Source organism: Neobacillus sp. NPDC093182 (genome assembly GCF_044754045.1).
The window spans coordinates 301,089-320,978 of sequence record NZ_JBIVOI010000003.1 but is presented as its reverse complement, the minus strand read 5'-3'; the positions used below and the strand labels follow the sequence as shown (position 1 = coordinate 320,978).

The following is a 19,890-nucleotide window of genomic DNA, read 5'->3' as shown; positions in this document are numbered from 1 at the left end:
GGAAAAAGGGGGAGCAGGCAGTTGAATATTTTAGTTGCAATGGATTCCTTAAAGGGGAGCTTGTCATCATTCGAAGCAAATAAGGCTATCGCTGAAGGATTTTCAGTGGTTAGTTCGGATTTTACTATTGTGACCGTGCCGATTGCAGATGGTGGCGAGGGTACGGTAGAGGCGCTAGTCCATGCGACAAATGGACAATTTATTGAAAAAATTGTTACAGGACCCTTAGGTCACCCGGTGAACGCAGTCTTCGGAATTTTAGGGGACAGGACAACTGCCGTTATAGAAATTGCGGAAGCATGTGGATTACCGTTATTATCTGTTGAAAAGCGTAATCCTCTGTTTACCACTTCCTTTGGTGTCGGAGAACTTATTTTGGAAGCGGTGGAACAGGGATGCCATGAAATTATCATCGGTCTTGGCGGCAGTGCCACCAATGATGCTGGAGTTGGAATGCTGCAGGCACTAGGGTATCAATTTTTTACTCTGGAGGGTGAGCTTGTTGGATTTGGCGGAGTTGAGCTAAAGAAGGTTGCACGGATTGATTCGAGCGCTGTTCCCCATCAGGTGAAAGACTTGAAGTTTCGTGTTGCTTGTGATGTAAATAATCCGCTATATGGCTTGAATGGTGCGGCTTATATTTATGGACCGCAAAAAGGAGCAACACCAGAAATAGTAAAGGAATTAGATGATGGCCTTCGAAACTTTGCTGCGGTAGTGTTAGAGCAGGCAGGCAAGGATCTGCAGCAGATTTCAGGAGCCGGTGCAGCCGGTGGATTGGGAGCGGCTTTTGCTGGGTTCCTAGGTGCTGAACTGGAATCTGGTGTACAGCTGATACTTGATTATGTGCGGCTTGAGGAAAAGCTGCAGGGAGTGAACCTTACGATTACAGGCGAGGGGAAGCTGGATGGTCAAACCTCAATGGGGAAAGCCCCTGCCGGAATTGCTCATCTTTCAAAAAAACATGGAATCCCTGTGATTGCACTTGCAGGAGATATCACAGAAGGGAATTCTTCTTTGCATGAGTCAGGGATATCTTCGTTCTTTCCCATCGTGAGCGGGCCTGTTGACTTAGAAACAGCCATGGACCCAGAAGTAACCAGGTTAAATTTAAGAAGAACAGCCGAGCAAATAGGCAGGATTTTGAAGCTGATTTAGTTTTGTTTTTTTGGTAGTGTGGAGTGACCGTAACGGTGGAGGAAGAGGAGTTTTGGTCACTGTGCCATTTGGTACACGTTAGAAATAGTCATTTTCAAATTCAGTTACCTTCCTACATACGGGCACATTCTTTTTCTCCTTTCAAAGGCCTCGATCGCTCCGCATAGGGAGTAATCAAGGCCTTATAAGTGGTTGTTATCCATCCAGTTTAGGAAAGTGAAATGCATATAAGCAGTGCAGGAAATCGTCGAATGGAAGGGAGGACTCGCCCTCTTTCTCGCCATTTCCGGAAACGCTCGTTCTAATGGAGTTTCCCCATACTTGAAGGCTGTCGTTATTTGGGTTATAAAAATAGACACGTATGCAGCCTGAAGGGTCAGGGGCTACTCTTTGTATAAGCACTGCATGAGCTCCAAGCGCTTGACCAGAGTGGTTGTAAATCGTAATTCCGGCTGGCTGGGGAAGCCCTTCATTGACATTTTGATTACTCGAAGGGTGATAGTAAAGGTGAAATTTGGATTTAAATTGAACGTCACTGTATGAATCTGAAAACCCGGACCATATTCCTTTAATATGAAAAGAAGGGTTGATCCATTTATGGGGATCCTGACCGCGTCCTTTGGTGGCATTTAACATTTCAAAATAGATAGAATCGAGGTGAGGGATTAAGAGTAGTGATATGGTATCAATATTGTCGACATCATCTAGGGACACATGCGGAAGTGTATCAGAAGAGATAGGTCTGCCCTCAAAATGAATCGTAATTTTTCCATGTTCAAGAAAGTGATTAAACATTTTGAGCAGCATAACAGGCTCCTTTTGTGACCAATAGCTGAGTGCTCTTGTCGATTGGCAAGTTGGGTTAAAACCTTGGCCAATACCGAGTGGCTGACCCAAAACGCTTATCATTTCCGAGACTAGAAGAGAACGAAGGACACCCGTATCGTTGATACTATGAACTTCTGCGAGCCTTTTTGTTATGTTTTCATAAAGAGGTACGTCTAAAAGCTTCCCTAATTCTCTTATAAATTCTTTCGTAAAAATATCTCGCTCCAGAAGGCGTATGAGACCATAAATGCTTCTTCGGGTTTTAATCGTAATCGCTGTATCAATTAGAGTAGAAATAAAAGGAAGATTCCCCCGCAGGTTTTTCCTTGCTGTTTCATCTTCACCTACTATTCTCTGAAGTAAATCGGGCTTTTCATTATTTATATAGATTAAAAAAATCGCATGGAACGGTGAAACAAGCCCTGTATTCTTGAGTGATTCACGCAGCTGATGGGCTTCCTGAATTAATACTAAATCATTGCTGGCTTTAAGCTTATTTTGATAACTTTCAACGGACGCTGTAGCAGCGATTACAGATGGGCAATAAACGGCATTTTCGTAATGCACCATGCTAGTATCTGCTTTTTCAAGGTCGTGAGCTAACTTTTTTGCACTGGCAATTAATTTTAGAATCTTATCCGTTACAATTGGTCTTTGTACGGCTAAATTATCGACTTCCTGATATAGGCTTTGAAATACAAGCGGTGAAAAACAATTGTCTGAGATAAATCCTAAAATTTCCGAAGCTTGCTTATCTTTGTACAGATGGTTTACCCGATTTTCTTCTGTTTCTTTCATTAATAGCAGATCCAGGTTCAAAGCCATAACCTTTGTCAAAAATTCAGTTGCTTCTTGCGCAGACATTTCTGCGTGTACATAATCACCCCTGGCAATGGCAAGAATTCTTAGATTGCTTAGTGCTTCGGCAGTTGCCATAATGCCACCTGCATGTAAAGTACCTCTAACAAGAACGGGATTGAGCTTACGGACATTCTCCCATGGTTTCCCCACAAACACCCCGGCTTCATCAAACAGATGGGCATATTGAAAAATCTTTGCCAATCCATTAGGTTTCTTCAGAAGTAAAGCAGCTTCTTCAAAAACGGCCTGTTGAAATGAACTTTTCATTAATAAGGGTGTTTTCAATAACTGATATAATGCCCTTTGAAATGAATCCTCTAATGTAAAAAGAAAAAGTCCCATGAATTCAATCCCTTTCTTTACATAGTGCCTTTACAGTATCATATTGACAAAACATAAAGAGAATTACTTATTATTCCTCTCTATTCGAAATTAAGCAAAAAAGGACCATATATTTCAGGTCCCTTAAATTTTTTTCTGTTAATTTTTACTGTTGAAAATGGTGGGAGTCAGCTCCCTTACCGCGGCGAACGGACATGCTTAATTACCAAACTCCTGCATTTCGGCGGACATAGGCTTTTTCTAGGATTTCTTTTAGTATGTTCATTCCATTTTCCAGTTCTTCCATTGATACGGTGAGAGGCGGCAATAGTCGAATGACCTTTTCTCCTGCTGGCAATACGATCAGCCCCTTATTTCGAAGCTCCCTTATTATTGCTGTTACGGGTAACTTGCATTCGATTCCAGCCATCAATCCAATTCCTCTTATATCCTGGATCAGATTAAAGTGTTTAAGACTATTTAGTTGCATAAATAAAAATTCACTTTTATAAAGAACTTCATTTAAAAATTCTTTATTAAAAATGGCTTCCATCGTAGCAATAGCTGCGGCGATGGAAACTGGATTTCCTCCGAAGGTCGAGCCGTGACTTCCAGGACCAAAATATTGCTCAAGTTTTTCTATCCCAATTAATGCGCCGATTGGAAATCCGCTTCCTAAACCTTTAGCCGATGTAATTAGATCAGGATCAAGGTCAAAGTGTTGGAATGCGAATGGTTTCCCTGTCCGGCCAATTCCTGTTTGAATTTCATCAATGATGAAAAGTGCACCATGCTGTTTACAAAGCTCCTGAACACCCTGTAAAAAATTCTTATTGCCAACATGAATTCCACCTTCACCTTGTACAACTTCAATCATAACTGCTGCAACATCATTTCCTATTTCACTCTTAATTGCTTCGATATCATTATAGGAAACATAGATAAATGTTTCGAGCATTGGGCCATATCCATGCTTTATTTTATCTTGTCCTGTTGCTGACATTGTCGCAAAGGTGCGGCCGTGAAAGGAATTTTTAAAGGTGATAATTTTTGTTTTTCCTGTTGCTTTACGTGCTAGCTTAATGGCGGCTTCGTTTGCTTCTGCACCGCTATTAGCAAAGAATACTCGATCGAGTCCGGCTGCTTCTGCAAGCGTTTTTGCGGCTGCCTCCTGGTTTTCACTTTGGAACAGATTCGATACGTGCCAAAATTGCTTGAGCTGCTTAAGTACTGCTTCTTCAACGTTCTTCGGACAGTGTCCAAGATTACAGACCCCGATTCCTGAAGTAAAATCAAGAAATGTTTTTCCATTCTTATCTATCATTGTGCTGCCACTCGCTGATTCAGGTTCAATCTCCCAGCGTGCATAGGTTGGAAATAAGTGACTCAATTTGTGATCAGCTCCTTATGAAAAATTCTCGTCCCGTTCCAGGTGCCATTTTCAAAAAAGGTCTTTTTACCGGATACGATCATGACACTATCAACGCCTTTTTCCACAGCATTCAAAGCTGATTGAACTTTCGGAATCATCCCTCCACTAATTTCACCATTGGCAATATAAGTATCGACCTCTTGTTTTGATAGGGAACTGGCGATTGTGCCCTCAATCAAGACGCCATCAACATTGGTGACAAACAGGCATTGTTCGGCATCAAGGGCTTTCGCCACCTCTGCGGCTGCATAATCAGCGTTAACATTAAGTTTTTCACCTGTTTCAGTAATTCCTAACGGAGTAATGACAGGAATGTAGTTCCTATTAACAGCAAGTTCTAAGTATTCTGTATTAACCTTGCTGATTTCTCCAACAAAACCAAGCTCTTCACGGTTTAAATACTCAGCCTGTAAACAATTCGCGTCACTTCCGTTTATCCCGATGGGGGAGAAGTGGTGCTGCTGAAGCATTGCCACAAGTTTTCTGTTCGTTTGCCCTGATAGAATCATTTCCGCAATTTTTAGTGTCTGCTCATTCGTTTTACGAAGTCCATTGACAAATTCAGGTTTTACATTAAATAATTCGAGCATTTCATTTATATCAGGTCCACCGCCATGGATAAAAACCAGTTTATATCCAAGATTCTCCAACTCGGAAAGACTTGTGAAAAAAGAGGATGTTAACTCGTCTAAAACACTGCCGCCGCATTTGATAACAATATATTTCATCCTGTTTCCTCCGAGCCTTACGTACGATAGCTGGCATTGATTTTGACATAGTCATAAGATAGGTCACAGCCCCATGCCTTACCGGCACCTTTACCCACATGAAGATTAACAAAAATCTTGATAAATGGCTGATTTAAATAATTGCGTGCTTCGTCCTCTGAGAACGTACAAGGTACACTATTTTCCAGCATCTTAATAGAACCGATGGCCATATCGACTGTATAAGGGTTAATCGCCGCTTTTGTCTGCCCAATCGCGCCGATGATTCGTCCCCAGTTGGCATCGGCACCAAAGATGGCGGTTTTTACTAAATTTGACCCAACAATTTGTTTGGCAATGAATCTTGCTTCCTCATCATCCTTTGCCCCTAGTACCTCTACCTCAACTAACTTCGTAGCACCCTCGCCATCCATTGCAATTTGCTTGGCTAAATTTTCACAAGCCTTCTTCAAAAGCTCAACGAATGTTTCCCATTCTGGATGTTCTGGGGTTAACGGATGATTCCCTGCCAGACCGTTTGCCAAACACAAGACCATATCGTTTGTGGAGGTATCTCCATCCACAGTAATTTGATTAAATGTATGATTGGTTACCCGTTTTAAGGCTGCCGATAAATTCTCTGGAGAGATTGCTGCATCCGTTGTTAAGAAACCAAGCATGGTAGCCATGTTCGGATGAATCATTCCTGAACCTTTGGCCGCACCTCCGATGGTAATGGTTTGGCCGTCGATTATGCTTGAGTAACCACAGCTTTTCATCACGATATCGGTGGTCAGAATAGCAGTTTGAAAATCAACTGCATCACTGTTTGATTTACCTGGTGATAATGATTGAATGCCGTTTGAAATTTTATCCATATCTAAATACTTGCCAATAACACCAGTCGAAGCAACAGCCACATAATTTTCCTTAAGGTTGAATTTTTCAGAGGTTAAGGAGCGCATGATTAATGCATCCTTGTGTCCTCTTACTCCTGTACAAGCATTGGCACAGGCACTGTTCACCACAACAGCCTGTAAGAGACCTTCGCTCTCAATGCTTTCTTTCGTTACTATTAAAGGAGCTGCTTGGAATTGGTTTGTAGTATAAACTGCTGCAGCTGAAGCCGGGATTTCACTAATAATGATTCCTAAATCCTTTTTAGCATAGCGGAGTCCGGCATGGACCCCTGCTGTCGTAAATCCTTGTGGTGATAATATATTCCCATTTTCTATTTCAACCATTTTATCCTTTAACAATAACTGCATTCCAGATCCTCCTTAAGGGTACATAGGAATAAACTCTAATCCCGTTTTCTCATTTAATCCATTCATTAAATTAGCATTCTGAACCGCCTGGCCGGCAGCGCCTTTCATGAGATTATCGATGACAGAAACGATCGTTACCCTTCCTGTTCTCTCGTCAGCATGTAAACCAATATCACAATAATTTGATCCAGATACTTCCTTGACAGATGGGAAATTACCTTTTTGTCTAATCCTTACGAACGGATTATTCAAATACTGTTCCTTATATAATTCAATAAGTCTATCAGTATTGATATTTTCTGTAAGCTTTACATAAATAGTAGCCATGATTCCTCTCGTGATTGGCAACAAATGGGTATTGAATGTGATAGGTGAAATTTCGGCATCCCACAGGTTCAATTGCTGTTGTATTTCAGGAATATGCTGATGTTCGTTTACCTTATAGATTCGGAAATTTTCATTGATTTCCGAGAATAGCAGGTTTTTAGATACCGATCTTCCAGCTCCCGAAGCACCGGATTTCGCATCAACAATAATCATTTCCGGATCAATCAGTTTCTGTTTTATTACTGGCGCAAGACCTAATAGCGTGGCTGTAGGGTAACAGCCAGGGTTGGCAATTAAACTAGAATCGATGATTTTTTCTTTGTTCCATTCACTTAACCCATAAACAGCATTTTCTAGGAGATTGCTTCCTACAGGTTCGTGCTTATACCATTTTCTATATAGTTCTCCATCGGTAAGACGCAGGTCACCAGATAAGTCGATGATTTGAATACCTGTGTCAAGGAAGGCGGGGACTAGTTTGCTAGATACCCCTGATGGCGCAGCAATAAAAACAATATCTGAATGCTTCGCTATTTTTTCAGCATCGATATGCTCAAGTTTTAAGCTTGTAATTCCGTTCAGGTGTGGATACTCTTCAAATAATGGAATCTCATCCCGTGTCGTATGAACAGATTGTATCCTAAATATAGGATGGTGATGTAATATGCGAAATAGTTCACCACCGCCATATCCAGTAGTACCGATTATTGATACTTGCATGACGGACCTCCCGTAAACAGTTTGTTGTCTGATCTAGCTCCAGCCCCTGATCAAGGCGCTTCCGCTTTTGTTATTCCCAAAGATAAGTTTTGCCCCAGCTGTCTCTTGCTAAGGTTTCTACTTCTTCTACAAGGCTATCTTCAACCATATAGATGTCTCCCTGTTCGTAGGGGTTGTAATGGAAGGCATACATCCTTGATAAAAACTCATGAAACGGAAGGGAAGATTCTCCTTCAAATTCACCGAAACCTGAAACGCTAGGGCTTATGCCTTGCCCCCAATTCTGGCCGCTGTCGTTGTTCGGATTGTAAAAATAGATCCGGTAATCCCCATTCTGATCTTGATGAATCCTTTGAATCGATACCGCGTGCAAACCGAGCAGTGTCCCGTGTACGTTAGTCGTGAAAATGCCAACTGGGTTTGGATAAATCAATTCGTACCCCTCATTATAGTCAGGATGGTGGGTAGCATAGAATAGCCTGACGAAGGTGGAATAATTGGTCACTTTCAGTGTTAGTGGATCGATTACATTTATAAAGCCCTTTGGAATCCACTCTCCATAAAATTCGGGGTTCACCCACTTATGACCGTCTTCTCCGCGAAGGAGTGTCCGTTTCATCATTTCGTTATAGATTTTATCGAGGTGGGAAACAAGAACAATGGATACGGGATCCAATTCTTGGTGAATTTCTCCGGCAACTCCGTCAACCAGGAGGCTTGAATGGATTGCTTCACCTTCAAAAGTCATGTCAATATCATGATCACGAGCCGCGCGGGCAATGTATTCTAACAGCTGGCCGATTCCATGCTGGGACCACAGGGAGACGGCTCTCGCAGACTGGCAAGTTGGATTGAGACCCTGGCCCACTCCAAGCGGCTGGCCGAGTACACTAATGACCCCGGCAACGAGCACACCGTTCAGGCTGATCCCGCACCGTTCATATTCAGGCTTTGAAAGGATTTGTTTCACCTGGGCGTGAATCGGGAGCTCGAACAGCCGGCGAATGGCTGGTGCCACATGTTCCTGGGAAAGAACTCCGCGGTCAAGCATTCTTGCAAGGCCGTAAATAGATTGCCTTGTTTCTGGATAAATAGAGAGCTGAATCATATCGTGAATTAATTCTCTATTGGCATTAAAGCTGGCTATCCCTGTTTCCGTTAGATCAAGGGCAGCTGGAATCAAGTCCGGATTCTTCCGGTTAAGGAATCGCAGCAGTACGGCATGATGGGGTGAAACAAGCCCAGTATCTTTCATGGAACCAGCAAAAATCTTAGCCTCAGCCTCAAGTTCATCACCATAGGCATCCTTTATTCTGAGCCTGTATTCCCTTTGAGTGGACGCATCCTTACTTAGTGGTGTAGGAGCATTGGCAGCACGTGAGTACTTTTTAAGAGCTTCCGCTGTTCTTTCATCCTCTACACTTTCCATTAGTGGTTCAAACATGGCGATCATGTTTAATATCCGTCCGGTCATAATCGGGCGCTGAACGGTCAGGCGATCGATCTCCTGAGCAATTTTATCAGCGATTGCCTTAAACGAAAGCTCTTGGCCCAGGTAGCGGAACAAGTGCTGTGCCCGGATCATATGTTCATCCAGCTGAATACGGTTTTCCTCATTTTCCGGCGGAAATAACAGGTCAAGATTAAGAGCGAGGACTTCATTTAAAAATACGTGTGCTTCTTCAGCGGTAACGCCCTCGTGTATGTAATCCCCTTTGGCAATGGCAAGCATTCTCATTTCACTTAACAATTCAATAATGGATTGGACACCTTTAAGCTTCAATGAACCACCGGCCAAGGGAGGCTGCATTTTTGCCGGATCTTCCCAAGGACCGTCTTGGAACACACCGGCTTTGTCAAACCGATGGGCATTCCCATAGAGGATAGGCAGACCGTCATCTGAACGGGATAGCTCAATCGCCAGTTGGAAGACTTCTGTCTGGTACATGCTTTTGGCGAATGATTTTGCCTCCTCGAGTCTGTTTAGGGCATTTTCGAATCTATTTTTTAAGGCGGCTGTTAGTTTACTCATTCTTTTCCGCTTTGTTTGGTTGGTCATCCGTTTCTTCCCTCCTTAAAGGTAAAAATCATGTTTTTCATATTTTTTCATGAGCATCCTCATGATTTCACTGTCATCCCCTGAAAAGAAAATCGTTCCATAATGGTTTCCAAAGCCCACTCGTTCTGCCACTTTGGAAGTAACAGGTATGAACATATCATGTTTTTCGAAATAAGGATGATTTTTGAGCTCCTCAGGCATACTGAGTTTTTCAATGATTTTTACGTTTGGATATACCATCAAGCTGCCGGCATAACCCTTTGCAGAGACCACTTCCTCAGGGAAAAAGGCCTCAAGTTCTTCTTCTGTAGTATCTGGGTCGCTACAAAGAATCTGTGCTTGGAACGCACTAAAGCCATACGCCTTTTCAATCAATTCAAATATATGACCACCTGGAACACGGGCAGCCACCTCGCCGAAATTCAATGTTCCATCCGGGGCGATGAAATATTCAGGGTGAATGACTCCGTATTCGACTTCAAAGGCTTCTACAAGCTTCTCGATCTCTTCCCTAATTTGCGGCCGCCATTCTTCAAGAGAAGGAGAAGCAGGCACGAAGTTAGAATGACCAAGCTTTACGTACTCGGTAATATTTAGGAACTTCACCTTGCCATTATGGATAAAGACCTCACAGGAGAATTCCTGACCATCTAGATGGCTTTCCATCAGAAGGGGAAATTCAGAATCGCAGATTTGTTCAATCTCTTGTCGATCGCGAATCATCCGGTGGCCCACTGTTCCTGCCTTATTAAAAGGCTTTACATGGATGGGGTCATTTGGATCGCCATCCAGCTTTATTAATGCTTCATTTACTCTATTTAAAAAACGATAGATATCATCCTTGTTTTCCGCTTCTGCAAATACACCCACACGGATGCCGGCCATTTGTGCTTTACGCTTCATCAACCCTTTGTCCCGAAGTAACAGTGATTTATGGAAAATACGCGGGTTATTTCGGAACCTTGCATTAAGGGTACCAGCCCATTCGACGGTTTCCTCATAGATCGGTATAGCTACTTTTGTATTCAGGTTCTTTAATCTTTCATAAAGTTCATCCGACCGTTCCTCTAAGTGGTCGAATACCCATGGGACAAACTGGATGTTATGGGTGTCAGCAAAACTTTGAAATTCAGGTGGACCGACCACCACAAAAGGTCGATTCATTTTGTCAATCGCTTCAATTGCATGAAGACTCCAGCCAAGTAATGCCGTTACTTTACCCTTGCTCTCTTTCATCTGCATAACTCTCCCTATTTTGAATGTGGACAAGATTATAACAGCATTATTTTAACAAAAATAAAAGTTAGAATTTTCAGATTTACACAAAGAGTACAAATACTTAAAACTATCTTAATAAAAAATTTACATTGATTCACTAAAATAAGAGGGTAAGTTGAAGAAAATTGAAAAAATTCTGTTAAAGGGGTAGTAGGATGAGCCACTGGTATACTAGATTGACTGATTATTTTCCAGAAAAAGAAATGAAATCCAAAAGGCATTTTGAAATACTTTTTCATGAAAAGCAAGGAATCTATCAATTAGAAGAAAGCCCAGGCCATGTGCTTGTATACTTCGAACATTCAGATTTTATCTTCATAGATTATATCCTCGTGACCGGAAACAACCGTGGGAATGGGAGAGGAAGTAAGATCCTTGATCAGTTGAAAAGAAAAGGAAAAGCGATCATATTAGAGGTGGAGCCAGTAACTCTGATAGACCCTGACTCGGAAAAAAGAATACGTTTTTATGAAAAAAATGGTTTCCTAAAGATGGAATCGATTCGTTATGAAAGAATCCATATGGTAACAAATGAGTTGAATAAAATGGACATCTTCTGCTGGTCACCAGTACATAGAACGGAACATTGGGTGTATAACCAAATGAAAGCTGTATATGATGAAGTACACGCTTTTAAAGCTGGGGAACTGTACAAACGCAATCCCCAGCCTGTATCAGATGTTCTCTGGATGGAAGAATTAATGATTGTTAATGCTTAGTTGAAAGGGTTCTACAAGGATGCGGATATCCAAATAGCAGCCAAAAAGGGTCAGCCCCACGATATGCTAAGATAGTGGGGGCTGACCCTTTGTTTTGAACATCTATTTGATTGTTTATGTAATGTTTTATAGATAAGTAAGATTATGCGTTATTTCGAAAATCTTCAATATTGTATAAATCTTTGAAGTCAGTCCAGCTCATTTTTCGTTTCAAATGTTCCCGGAAAGAATGGCAGCATTTTTCTTGAGGATGCTCAAAGAGTAGTGAGGTAAATCGCTGTAATCGAGCTTGTACCGCAAAAAAGTATCGATGGTTTTTTTCTAATACAGGGATGTCCATGACTTTGATTTTCTGTCCAAAAGTATTTTTGAACTCCAGGCTTTTACATACCAAAAATATCATCTTCTTTTTCCAATTTTCTTCTATTATAACTCATTAACGGGCTAAAGCGTCAAAATATTGTTACTATTTCGTGGACATAAAAAACCAGACTCTTAAACAGAATCTGGTTTTCATTACTATTAAGCTAATCTCATTTTGAAATCTTGATAGCCGAATTCACGTACAATACGACAGTCTCCGTCTTTATCCTGGACAGCAATCGCTGGTAAAGGCATACCGTTAAAGGTAGAGTTTTTTACCATTGTATAGATGGCCATATCACCGAAAACTAGACGATCGCCGCTCTTTAATGGCTGGTCGAAAGAGTAATCACCAATTACATCACCTGTAAGACAGGTTTGTCCGCCAAGACGATAGGTAAATGGCTTTTCGCCTGTTTCCCCTGATCCAAACAGTGGAGGACGATAAGGCATTTCTAAAACGTCAGGCATATGACAAGTTGCAGATGTGTCAAGAATGGCAATATCGATTCCATTACGATGGAGGTCAAGGACAGAAGTGATTAAATAGCCTGCGTTAAGCGCAATCGCTTCACCTGGCTCAAGGTATACTTCTAATCCGTATTTCTCCTGCATTCTTCTAATGCAGTTTTCGAGTCTTGGAATGTCGTAATCTTCTCTTGTAATATGGTGGCCGCCGCCAAAGTTAATCCATTCCATTTGCGGAAGCCATTGTCCAAATCTTTCTACGACTGCATTTAGAGTGGTCTCTAAATCGTCAGAGTTTTGCTGACAAAGGGTATGGAAATGCAAACCAGAAACACCATCAAGCAAATCAGGGCGAAAATCTTCTTGTTTAACACCAAATCTAGAACCTATTGAACATGGGTCATAGATTTCGTGTCCAACCTGCGTTGAACATTCAGGATTAATGCGCAAGCCGACTTTTCTGCCAGCTGCTAGGGCTTTATCTTTAAACTTTTCCAACTGTGAGAAGGAGTTAAAGATAATATGATCACAAATGGATATAATTTCGTCAATTTCATCTTCACGGTAGGCAGGGGCAAAGACATGATTTTCTTTGCCCATCTCTTCGTAACCAAGACGTGCCTCGAATAATCCACTAGCTGTTGTTCCGCTTAAATACTTTCCAATGAGGGGATACATTGTTGTCATAGAAAATGCTTTCTGTGCTAAAACAATTTTAGCTCCTGTACGTTCCATGACGCCGTTCAGGATTTTGAGGTTCTTTTCTAGAAGACCCTCATCTACTACATAACACGGTGTTGGTAATTCTTCGAACTTCATCTTATCGAACGAACTCCATCTCTTTTTCTTTCACTGGCTCATCAACTAGAACAGGATTGAAGTTTTCTACCCATGGAAGTCCCCATTTGTTTAACTCTTCCATGAATGGATCTGGATCAAATTCTTCGATATTGAATACGCCTGGCTTATTCCATTTGCCAGTCATGACCATTGCTGCACCGATCATTGCAGGTACACCTGTTGTATAAGAGATCGCTTGAGAACCAACTTCTCTGTAGCATTCTTGGTGGTCACACACGTTGTAAACATAATACGTTACCGGTTTTCCGTCTTTTTTACCTTGGAAGATACAGCCGATATTTGTTTTTCCAACTGTACGTGGTCCAAGAGAAGCAGGGTCTGGTAATACAGCCTTTAAGAACTGAAGCGGAATGATTTGTTTTCCTTCGAATTCAATTGGTTCGATAGAAGTCATTCCTACATTTTCAAGAGCTTTAAGGTGTGTAATATAGCTTTGACCAAATGTCATGAAGAAACGGATACGCTTAAGGCCTGGCATGTTTTTCGCAAGAGATTCAAGCTCTTCGTGGTATAGCAGGTACATATCTTTTTCGCCAACTTCAGCGAAGTTATAAACGCGCTTGATTTCCATTGGCTCAGTCTCGACCCATTCACCGTTTTCCCAGTAGCGGCCGTTAGCAGATACTTCGCGGATATTGATTTCAGGGTTGAAGTTTGTTGCAAACGGATAGCCATGGTCGCCGCCGTTGCAGTCAAGGATATCGATATATTCGATTTCGTCGAAATAATGTTTTAGCGCATAAGCAGAGAATACTCCCGTTACACCTGGGTCAAAGCCGCTTCCTAAAAGAGCTGTAATGCCAGCCTTTTCAAAACGCTCTTTGTATTCCCATTGCCATTTGTATTCAAATTTTGCTGTATCTTCTGGCTCGTAGTTTGCAGTATCCATATAGTGTGTCTTTGTTGCAAGACAAGCATCCATAATCGTTAAGTCTTGATATGGTAATGCTAAGTTCATCACGATATCTGGTTTTACTTCATTAATTAAAGCAATTAATTCTTCTACATTATCTGCATCCACTTGAGCAGTGGTGATTTTTGTTTTAGTTGTGCCTTCTAATTTTGCTTTTAAGTCATCGCATTTTGATTTTGTACGGCTAGCGATACAAATCTCTTCAAATACGTCACTGTTTTGAACACATTTATGAACTGCCACTGATGCTACGCCGCCGGCGCCAATGATAAGTGCTTTTCCCATTCTCCTATCTCCCAACTTAATAAATTTTTTCCCAACAAAAAAAACAAGTGAAAAAACGCATGACAGCGCACAACACTTGTTTTCGATATTTAATCAATATTAATAAGCTCAGTATACCGTAACACAGAAGTATACCCTTAGCATAAAAGTCCTAGGACATTATGAAAGAAAGCTCGCTAATATTCAAAATATATCTTCATAGGATCAGAGTCTATATAGCAAATAATTACTTTTACTACTCTTATTGACCGTTTCACAAGTTGTGTGCATCTGCACTGGTTGTAAAGTAACCAACTTATAAAATTTGAGCTTTTAACTCAATCAATAAGGCAACTAAAGTTGCCAATCGGCATTTGACCCGGCTGTCCGTATGGCCTTAACTTCTTAAGGAAGTGGTCAAAAATTATCTGCTTGGAAAGACTCAAAGATATTTTGAATAACAGCTTTCCAATAACAACGCTATTTCATATTAGCAGAATATAAATAGCGTCGCAATAGAGAATTTAATATTTTTTGTAGGATGTTTCTTCCTTTTTTTGTTAGTTTTATTTTATTATTAACCTAGAGTTACAATAACGTGGTCTAAAGCCTTTATTCTGGGGTTTTTTCTCAGCGCTATTTTACACCAGAAACACGACAAACCCTTTAAATAGATAAAGGGTTTGCAATGTTTTTAGTTTAATATGGTTACCTTTAATTGTTTCCTTCCAAAATTAATGGCATCTTGTTTCGAAGGGATAAAGACATCAATTTTATTTCCTTTAATCGCACCGCCTGTATCTCCGGCGATCGCTTCACCATAGCCTTCTACATAAACTTTACTGCCGAGCGGTATAACACTTGGGTCAACGGAGATAACCTTTTGATTTGGGTTTTCTAAAAGGTTAATTCCAGTGGCCGTAATACCAGAGCAGCCTTCACAACTTGCTGTATAGGCTGTAGCTTCTACTGTAATTTCCTTTGAACTAGGTGCTGCGGCTTCAACTGCAGGTGCACTTTCAGCTGGTGCGGGCGCTTGCTCCTGAACAGCAGGTGCAGGTTCAGTTGTCGCTTCTACCGCAGGTTCACTTTCAGTTGGCACCACTGTTACAGGTGCAGGTTCTGGTTGTTCTGTTAACACGATATTAGTAGTTTTTAAACCTTCAAAGATTACTAGATTTAATCCAGGATGGATAAGATCAGTATGTAATTGGTTCCAATCTTTAATTTGCGAGACTGTTACTTGATGATTCATGGCTATATCCCATAATGTGTCACCTTGTATAACAGTATAACGTTTTTCAGGTGCGACAGTTAGCACATCCCCCGGATGTATAAGGTCTGTAGTAAGATTATTTATCTTTTGGAGATTTTCTAAAGACATATTATTTGCGCGTGACAGCGCCCAAAGGGTGTCCCCTTTTTGTACGGTAATACTTGCAGCTTGAACATTAGCACTTACAGTTACTGAGAGTACAGCAACTGCTAAAATTGATACAAATTTCTTAAGCATTCTTTTACCCTCCATGTTCTTTTATTGCTAATTTTTAATCATCTTAACATAGAATTTTCTGAGAAAAAGAACAGGGAGGTGTTAGTTCGGTTACATCCGTGGCATTTATATTGCAATAATATTTCTGAAATAATCTAGTAATAAGAAAATAATATTCGGAGTTAGGAGATTCACCATGGATCTTATTAATGGAGAAGATATTGAAAAAATGATGGAAATTTTAAATCCCGTTTTAGATGAAACAACTCTTATCCATATCGATGATGAAGGCTTATCTAAACTTTTAAGACAGTATTGGTTTTTGCAGCAGTGTGCACAAGATATAGTAGAAAAATTTCCATTTAGCTACGAAGTGGTATTATATAGCCAGTATTATTGGTTTGTTAACTTTAAAAATCAATACTTTTTACAGTTTGGATATGATGGAGATATGGATCAGCAGAAGTTCCTTCTTATTGAAAAAATAAGTAATGAATTAGATGAAGATGTTGATTGGGATCTTATTGAAGATATTGAAGAACAAATTACAGGAAAACTTTAGGAGCGGAATGGCAATCAATACTATTAAATTATACGAGCTGTCTGAATGGTGGGGCATTCGGACAGGCCAAGGCGAAAAAAGCAAGGAGCTGTCTGAATGCACCAGGCTTAAGAAGTATTCGTTGGATCAGTTTAATATGAAAAATAGTGGCTATGGACCGCGTGCCAACACTTAGTTGACAAAGCTACGAAAAAAGAAATCTCCGTTTATAAAAATGATTGCATGTGTAATTTTTTCCTTGTTAATCTTCTCCAATCGCTTTTTTTATTTTGATATAAATAGCTTTTTAGGCTTGCAGTTTATTCGTTTATCTAGCGAATTATGGTCGATGATTCTTTCAATTTGTTATATTTCAATAATTGCCACTATTATTCTCATCTGAATTTATGCTATATTATTAAAGTCATAATTTTATTACTACGGTAATATTAATAACTTTTATATGGGGAGTGAATGATATGAAAAAATTTGGCCTATTTACGTTGTTTTTGGTTCTTACGTTATTTATCGCGGCATGTGGAACCGATAAAACAGCGAGTGAAAGTGCTAATAGTGAAAAAGTATATAAAGTTGGTGTAGATACAACTTATCCTCCGTTCGAATTTAAAGAAGGAGACGAGTATAAGGGTATCGATATCGAATTAATTAATGCGATTGCGAAAAACCAAGGGTTTGAAATCGAACTTTCTCCAATGGATTTTGGCGGAATTATCCCAGCTATGCAAGCGAACCAGCTTGACGTAGCTATTGCAGGAATGAGTATTACAGATGACAGAAAAAAGATTGTCGATTTCTCAACACCGTATTTTGACGCTGGATTAATCGTTGTTGTGAAAGAAGATAATACAACAATTAAATCTGTTGATGATCTTAAAGGAAAAAAGGTTGCGGTTAAAAAAGGTACGACAGGTGCAACATATGCAGTAAATAATGCTTCAAAACTAGGAATTGAAGTGGTTCAATTTAACGATAGTCCTGCGATGTTCCAGGAAGTATCAAATGGAAATGCAGATGCACTTATTGAAGATTACCCTGTTATCTCTTATGCCATTGCCCAGAAGGATCTAGGATTAAAACTTGTGGGAGATCGTTTAAATGGAGATCAATACGGAATTGCTGTATTGAAAGGTGAGAACCAGGAGTTATTAGAAAAAATTAATAACGGACTTGCTGAGCTTAAAAAAGATGGAACATATGATAAAATTATAAAAACGTATCTTGGTGAATAAAATAATAGGATGAGGCGTGCTTAAAGCGAGCGCGTCTTCTTTTTGAAATGAAAGGGGATGAAAAGGGTGGATATTATTGTTTCTGCTTTGCCAATGTTATTAAAAGGGCTTCAAGTAACACTTTATATCTTTTTGATTGCTATCATACTCGGTTTTTTAATAGGTTTAGTCATTGCCTTGCTGCGACTTGCACCGCTTAAGATCTTAAATTGGATCGCAAAGGCTTATGTAGACGCTATTCGAGGAACGCCATTTATTGTGCAATTGTTCTTTATCTATTTTGGTGTAAATTCACTTCAGGTCATTTCGTTAAACAGTACGACAGCCGGAATCATTACGGTTGCGATCAATGCAGGGGCCTATTTTGCTGAAATTATAAGAGCGGGTATTCAATCGATTGATAAGGGACAAACGGAGGCGGCAAGGTCGATTGGCTTTACTAGTGCACAAACGATGCGCTATATCGTGCTTCCGCAGGCTTTTAGAAGAATGCTCCCAACCATTACGAATCAATCGATTATTAGCTTGAAAGATACGTCGCTATTATCGGTCATTGGTATAGCCGATTTAACACAGCAAGGACAGATTCAAGCTTCGGCAACATTTGAAGCGTTTAAGATTTGGCTGGCTGTTGGTGTCATTTACTTCATCATCATTTATTTGTTAACACTTCTTGCTAATTTCGTAGAGAGGAGGTTTCAACTTCGATGAGCATGATCACGGTAAAAAACTTAAGAAAATCATTTGGTAATCTAGAGGTTTTAAAAGATATTAATGCAGAAGTGAAGGAAAAAGAAGTTATTTGTGTTATCGGTCCTTCTGGTTCAGGTAAGAGTACATTCCTTCGCTGCTTAAATCGCTTGGAAGAGATTACTGGCGGTCAGGTAGTCATTAATGGACATGATATAACGGACAAAAAAGTCGATCTAAACAAAGTGAGACAAGAGGTTGGAATGGTATTTCAACAATTTAATCTATTCCCTCATAAAACCGTTTTAGAAAACATCACTTTGGGACCGATTAAGATTCATTCTACAGAGAAGACAGAAGCGGAAAAATTAGCGCTTGAGTTACTAGATAAAGTAGGACTAAGAGAAAAAGCAAATAGCTACCCGGGAGAACTATCCGGAGGACAAAAGCAGCGTGTTGCAATCGCAAGGGCACTCGCTATGAATCCGAAGATTATGCTATTTGACGAGCCGACTTCTGCACTAGATCCTGAAATGGTCGGGGATGTTTTAGAAGTTATGAAGCAGCTTGCGAAAGAGGGTATGACCATGGTGGTTGTTACCCATGAAATGGGCTTTGCTAGAGAAGTGGGAGACCGTGTTATTTTCATGGATGGCGGCTATATTGTTGAAGAAAATGAACCGAACGCGTTATTCGGCAACCCTCAGCATGAACGAACGAAAGCATTCTTAAGTAAGGTGCTATAGGTGCCTGTCACCGATAAGAATCTATTTTAAAAGGATGGTGCAGTTTGCACCATCCTTTTGACATTAAAGTGATTTTTTAATTGTTTCGATGATTTCCTTATATTTTTCTTCTGTTAAATATGTTTTATCAGGGTTCATTACAAAAGTGGAACCCCAATCCTCTTTGTCTACGTATTTTGGCACGATGTGCATATGTAGATGGTGCATTTTATCGCCGTACGCCCCATAATTAATTTTTCCAGGCTGGAAAGCCTTGTCCACAGCTGCTGCTACCTTTTTCACATCGTTCATATAAGCTGTTAACTCCTGGCTATCCAGTTCATATAGTTCTTTTACATGGCCTTTATATACTACATTACATCTGCCGGTATATGTCTGTTCTTTAAAAAGAAAAACCGTCGAAACCTCGAGATCACAAATTTCAATCATAAGGTTGTCCCGTCTTTCATCCTTCATGCAATACATACAATCGTTATTTAACTCCATCATTTTCATCCTCATCTATTTATGTTTTGAGTCTACCTTATTCTACCCCTAACCAGATTAAAAGTAATTGTCTCAAAGTGTCGACTTTAATGAACTATCGTATAGAAACACACAAAGGTTTTCTGTTTGACTAATGAT

Annotated in this window: 19 protein-coding genes; 7 read left to right on the top strand and 12 right to left on the bottom strand. The window is 40.3% G+C overall.

Features of this window, described 5'->3' with window-relative positions; all coding sequences use genetic code 11:
* The first annotated feature begins 21 nt into the window (after positions 1 to 21).
* Positions 22 to 1,158 (top strand): glycerate kinase family protein, encoded by a 1,137-nt coding sequence (locus ACIQAA_RS08865; protein ID WP_402617840.1) that lies wholly within the window; start codon positions 22 to 24, stop codon positions 1,156 to 1,158.
* 195 nt (positions 1,159 to 1,353) lie between these two features.
* Here the strand turns inward: ACIQAA_RS08865 and ACIQAA_RS08860 are convergent, their stop codons facing one another.
* From ACIQAA_RS08860 to ACIQAA_RS08830, 7 genes are all read right to left on the bottom strand, one after another.
* On the bottom strand, positions 1,354 to 3,189 hold the full coding sequence (locus tag ACIQAA_RS08860; RefSeq protein ID WP_402617837.1) for a hypothetical protein: 1,836 nt from the start codon (positions 3,187 to 3,189) through the stop codon (positions 1,354 to 1,356).
* 202 nt (positions 3,190 to 3,391) lie between these two features.
* A complete protein-coding gene (locus ACIQAA_RS08855; protein ID WP_402617835.1) occupies positions 3,392 to 4,558 on the bottom strand; it encodes an acetylornithine transaminase in 1,167 nt (388 codons plus the stop codon).
* Entirely contained in the window at positions 4,555 to 5,328 is a 774-nt protein-coding gene (gene argB, locus ACIQAA_RS08850) for an acetylglutamate kinase (RefSeq protein WP_402617832.1), read from the bottom strand. The genes ACIQAA_RS08855 and argB overlap by 4 nt, the downstream gene beginning before the upstream one ends.
* Before the next feature lie 17 nt (positions 5,329 to 5,345).
* Positions 5,346 to 6,575 carry a bifunctional ornithine acetyltransferase/N-acetylglutamate synthase gene (argJ, locus tag ACIQAA_RS08845; protein ID WP_402617828.1) on the bottom strand — a complete coding sequence of 410 codons (1,230 nt, stop codon included), beginning with the start codon at positions 6,573 to 6,575 and terminating at the stop codon, positions 5,346 to 5,348.
* A gap of 12 nt (positions 6,576 to 6,587) precedes the next feature.
* Entirely contained in the window at positions 6,588 to 7,622 is a 1,035-nt protein-coding gene (gene argC / locus ACIQAA_RS08840; protein WP_402617826.1) for an N-acetyl-gamma-glutamyl-phosphate reductase, read from the bottom strand.
* A 70-nt stretch (positions 7,623 to 7,692) separates the two neighbouring features.
* Positions 7,693 to 9,681, bottom strand: coding sequence for a hypothetical protein (locus ACIQAA_RS08835; RefSeq protein ID WP_402617823.1), 1,989 nt, complete (start codon positions 9,679 to 9,681; stop codon positions 7,693 to 7,695).
* Between the two features lie 15 nt (positions 9,682 to 9,696).
* A complete protein-coding gene (locus ACIQAA_RS08830) occupies positions 9,697 to 10,917 on the bottom strand; it encodes an ATP-grasp domain-containing protein (RefSeq protein WP_402617820.1) in 1,221 nt (406 codons plus the stop codon).
* A 197-nt stretch (positions 10,918 to 11,114) separates the two neighbouring features.
* On the opposite strand from ACIQAA_RS08830, the gene ACIQAA_RS08825 reads away from it, so the two are divergent.
* Positions 11,115 to 11,678 carry a GNAT family N-acetyltransferase gene (locus ACIQAA_RS08825; RefSeq protein ID WP_402617817.1) on the top strand — a complete coding sequence of 188 codons (564 nt, stop codon included), beginning with the start codon at positions 11,115 to 11,117 and terminating at the stop codon, positions 11,676 to 11,678.
* 142 nt (positions 11,679 to 11,820) lie between these two features.
* Here the strand turns inward: ACIQAA_RS08825 and ACIQAA_RS08820 are convergent, their stop codons facing one another.
* The 4 genes from ACIQAA_RS08820 to ACIQAA_RS08805 form a co-directional block, all read right to left on the bottom strand.
* A complete protein-coding gene (locus ACIQAA_RS08820) occupies positions 11,821 to 12,081 on the bottom strand; it encodes a DUF2535 family protein (RefSeq protein WP_402617814.1) in 261 nt (86 codons plus the stop codon).
* A gap of 119 nt (positions 12,082 to 12,200) precedes the next feature.
* On the bottom strand, positions 12,201 to 13,328 hold the full coding sequence (nspC, locus tag ACIQAA_RS08815) for a carboxynorspermidine decarboxylase (protein WP_402617811.1): 1,128 nt from the start codon (positions 13,326 to 13,328) through the stop codon (positions 12,201 to 12,203).
* A 1-nt stretch (position 13,329) separates the two neighbouring features.
* Positions 13,330 to 14,568: a saccharopine dehydrogenase family protein gene (locus tag ACIQAA_RS08810; RefSeq protein WP_402617808.1), complete on the bottom strand. Its 1,239-nt coding sequence runs from the start codon at positions 14,566 to 14,568 to the stop codon at positions 13,330 to 13,332.
* 673 nt (positions 14,569 to 15,241) lie between these two features.
* Positions 15,242 to 16,060 (bottom strand): 3D domain-containing protein, encoded by an 819-nt coding sequence (locus tag ACIQAA_RS08805; protein WP_402617805.1) that lies wholly within the window; start codon positions 16,058 to 16,060, stop codon positions 15,242 to 15,244.
* A gap of 175 nt (positions 16,061 to 16,235) precedes the next feature.
* Here ACIQAA_RS08805 and ACIQAA_RS08800 point away from each other — a divergent pair, with 175 nt between their 5' ends.
* From ACIQAA_RS08800 to ACIQAA_RS08780, 5 genes are all read left to right on the top strand, one after another.
* Complete coding sequence (locus tag ACIQAA_RS08800; protein WP_402617802.1) at positions 16,236 to 16,601, top strand: hypothetical protein; 366 nt, start codon at positions 16,236 to 16,238, stop codon at positions 16,599 to 16,601.
* Between the two features lie 7 nt (positions 16,602 to 16,608).
* Complete coding sequence (locus ACIQAA_RS08795) at positions 16,609 to 16,776, top strand: hypothetical protein (protein WP_402617800.1); 168 nt, start codon at positions 16,609 to 16,611, stop codon at positions 16,774 to 16,776.
* Between the two features lie 283 nt (positions 16,777 to 17,059).
* Complete coding sequence (locus tag ACIQAA_RS08790) at positions 17,060 to 17,830, top strand: transporter substrate-binding domain-containing protein (protein ID WP_402617797.1); 771 nt, start codon at positions 17,060 to 17,062, stop codon at positions 17,828 to 17,830.
* Between the two features lie 66 nt (positions 17,831 to 17,896).
* Positions 17,897 to 18,541, top strand: coding sequence for an amino acid ABC transporter permease (locus ACIQAA_RS08785; RefSeq protein ID WP_402617794.1), 645 nt, complete (start codon positions 17,897 to 17,899; stop codon positions 18,539 to 18,541).
* Entirely contained in the window at positions 18,538 to 19,266 is a 729-nt protein-coding gene (locus ACIQAA_RS08780) for an amino acid ABC transporter ATP-binding protein (RefSeq protein WP_402617791.1), read from the top strand. Before ACIQAA_RS08785 ends, ACIQAA_RS08780 begins: the two co-directional genes overlap by 4 nt.
* 63 nt (positions 19,267 to 19,329) lie before the next feature.
* On the opposite strand, the gene ACIQAA_RS08775 is transcribed toward ACIQAA_RS08780, so the two are convergent.
* A complete protein-coding gene (locus ACIQAA_RS08775; RefSeq protein ID WP_402617788.1) occupies positions 19,330 to 19,752 on the bottom strand; it encodes an HIT family protein in 423 nt (140 codons plus the stop codon).
* Positions 19,753 to 19,890: the final 138 nt, after the last annotated feature.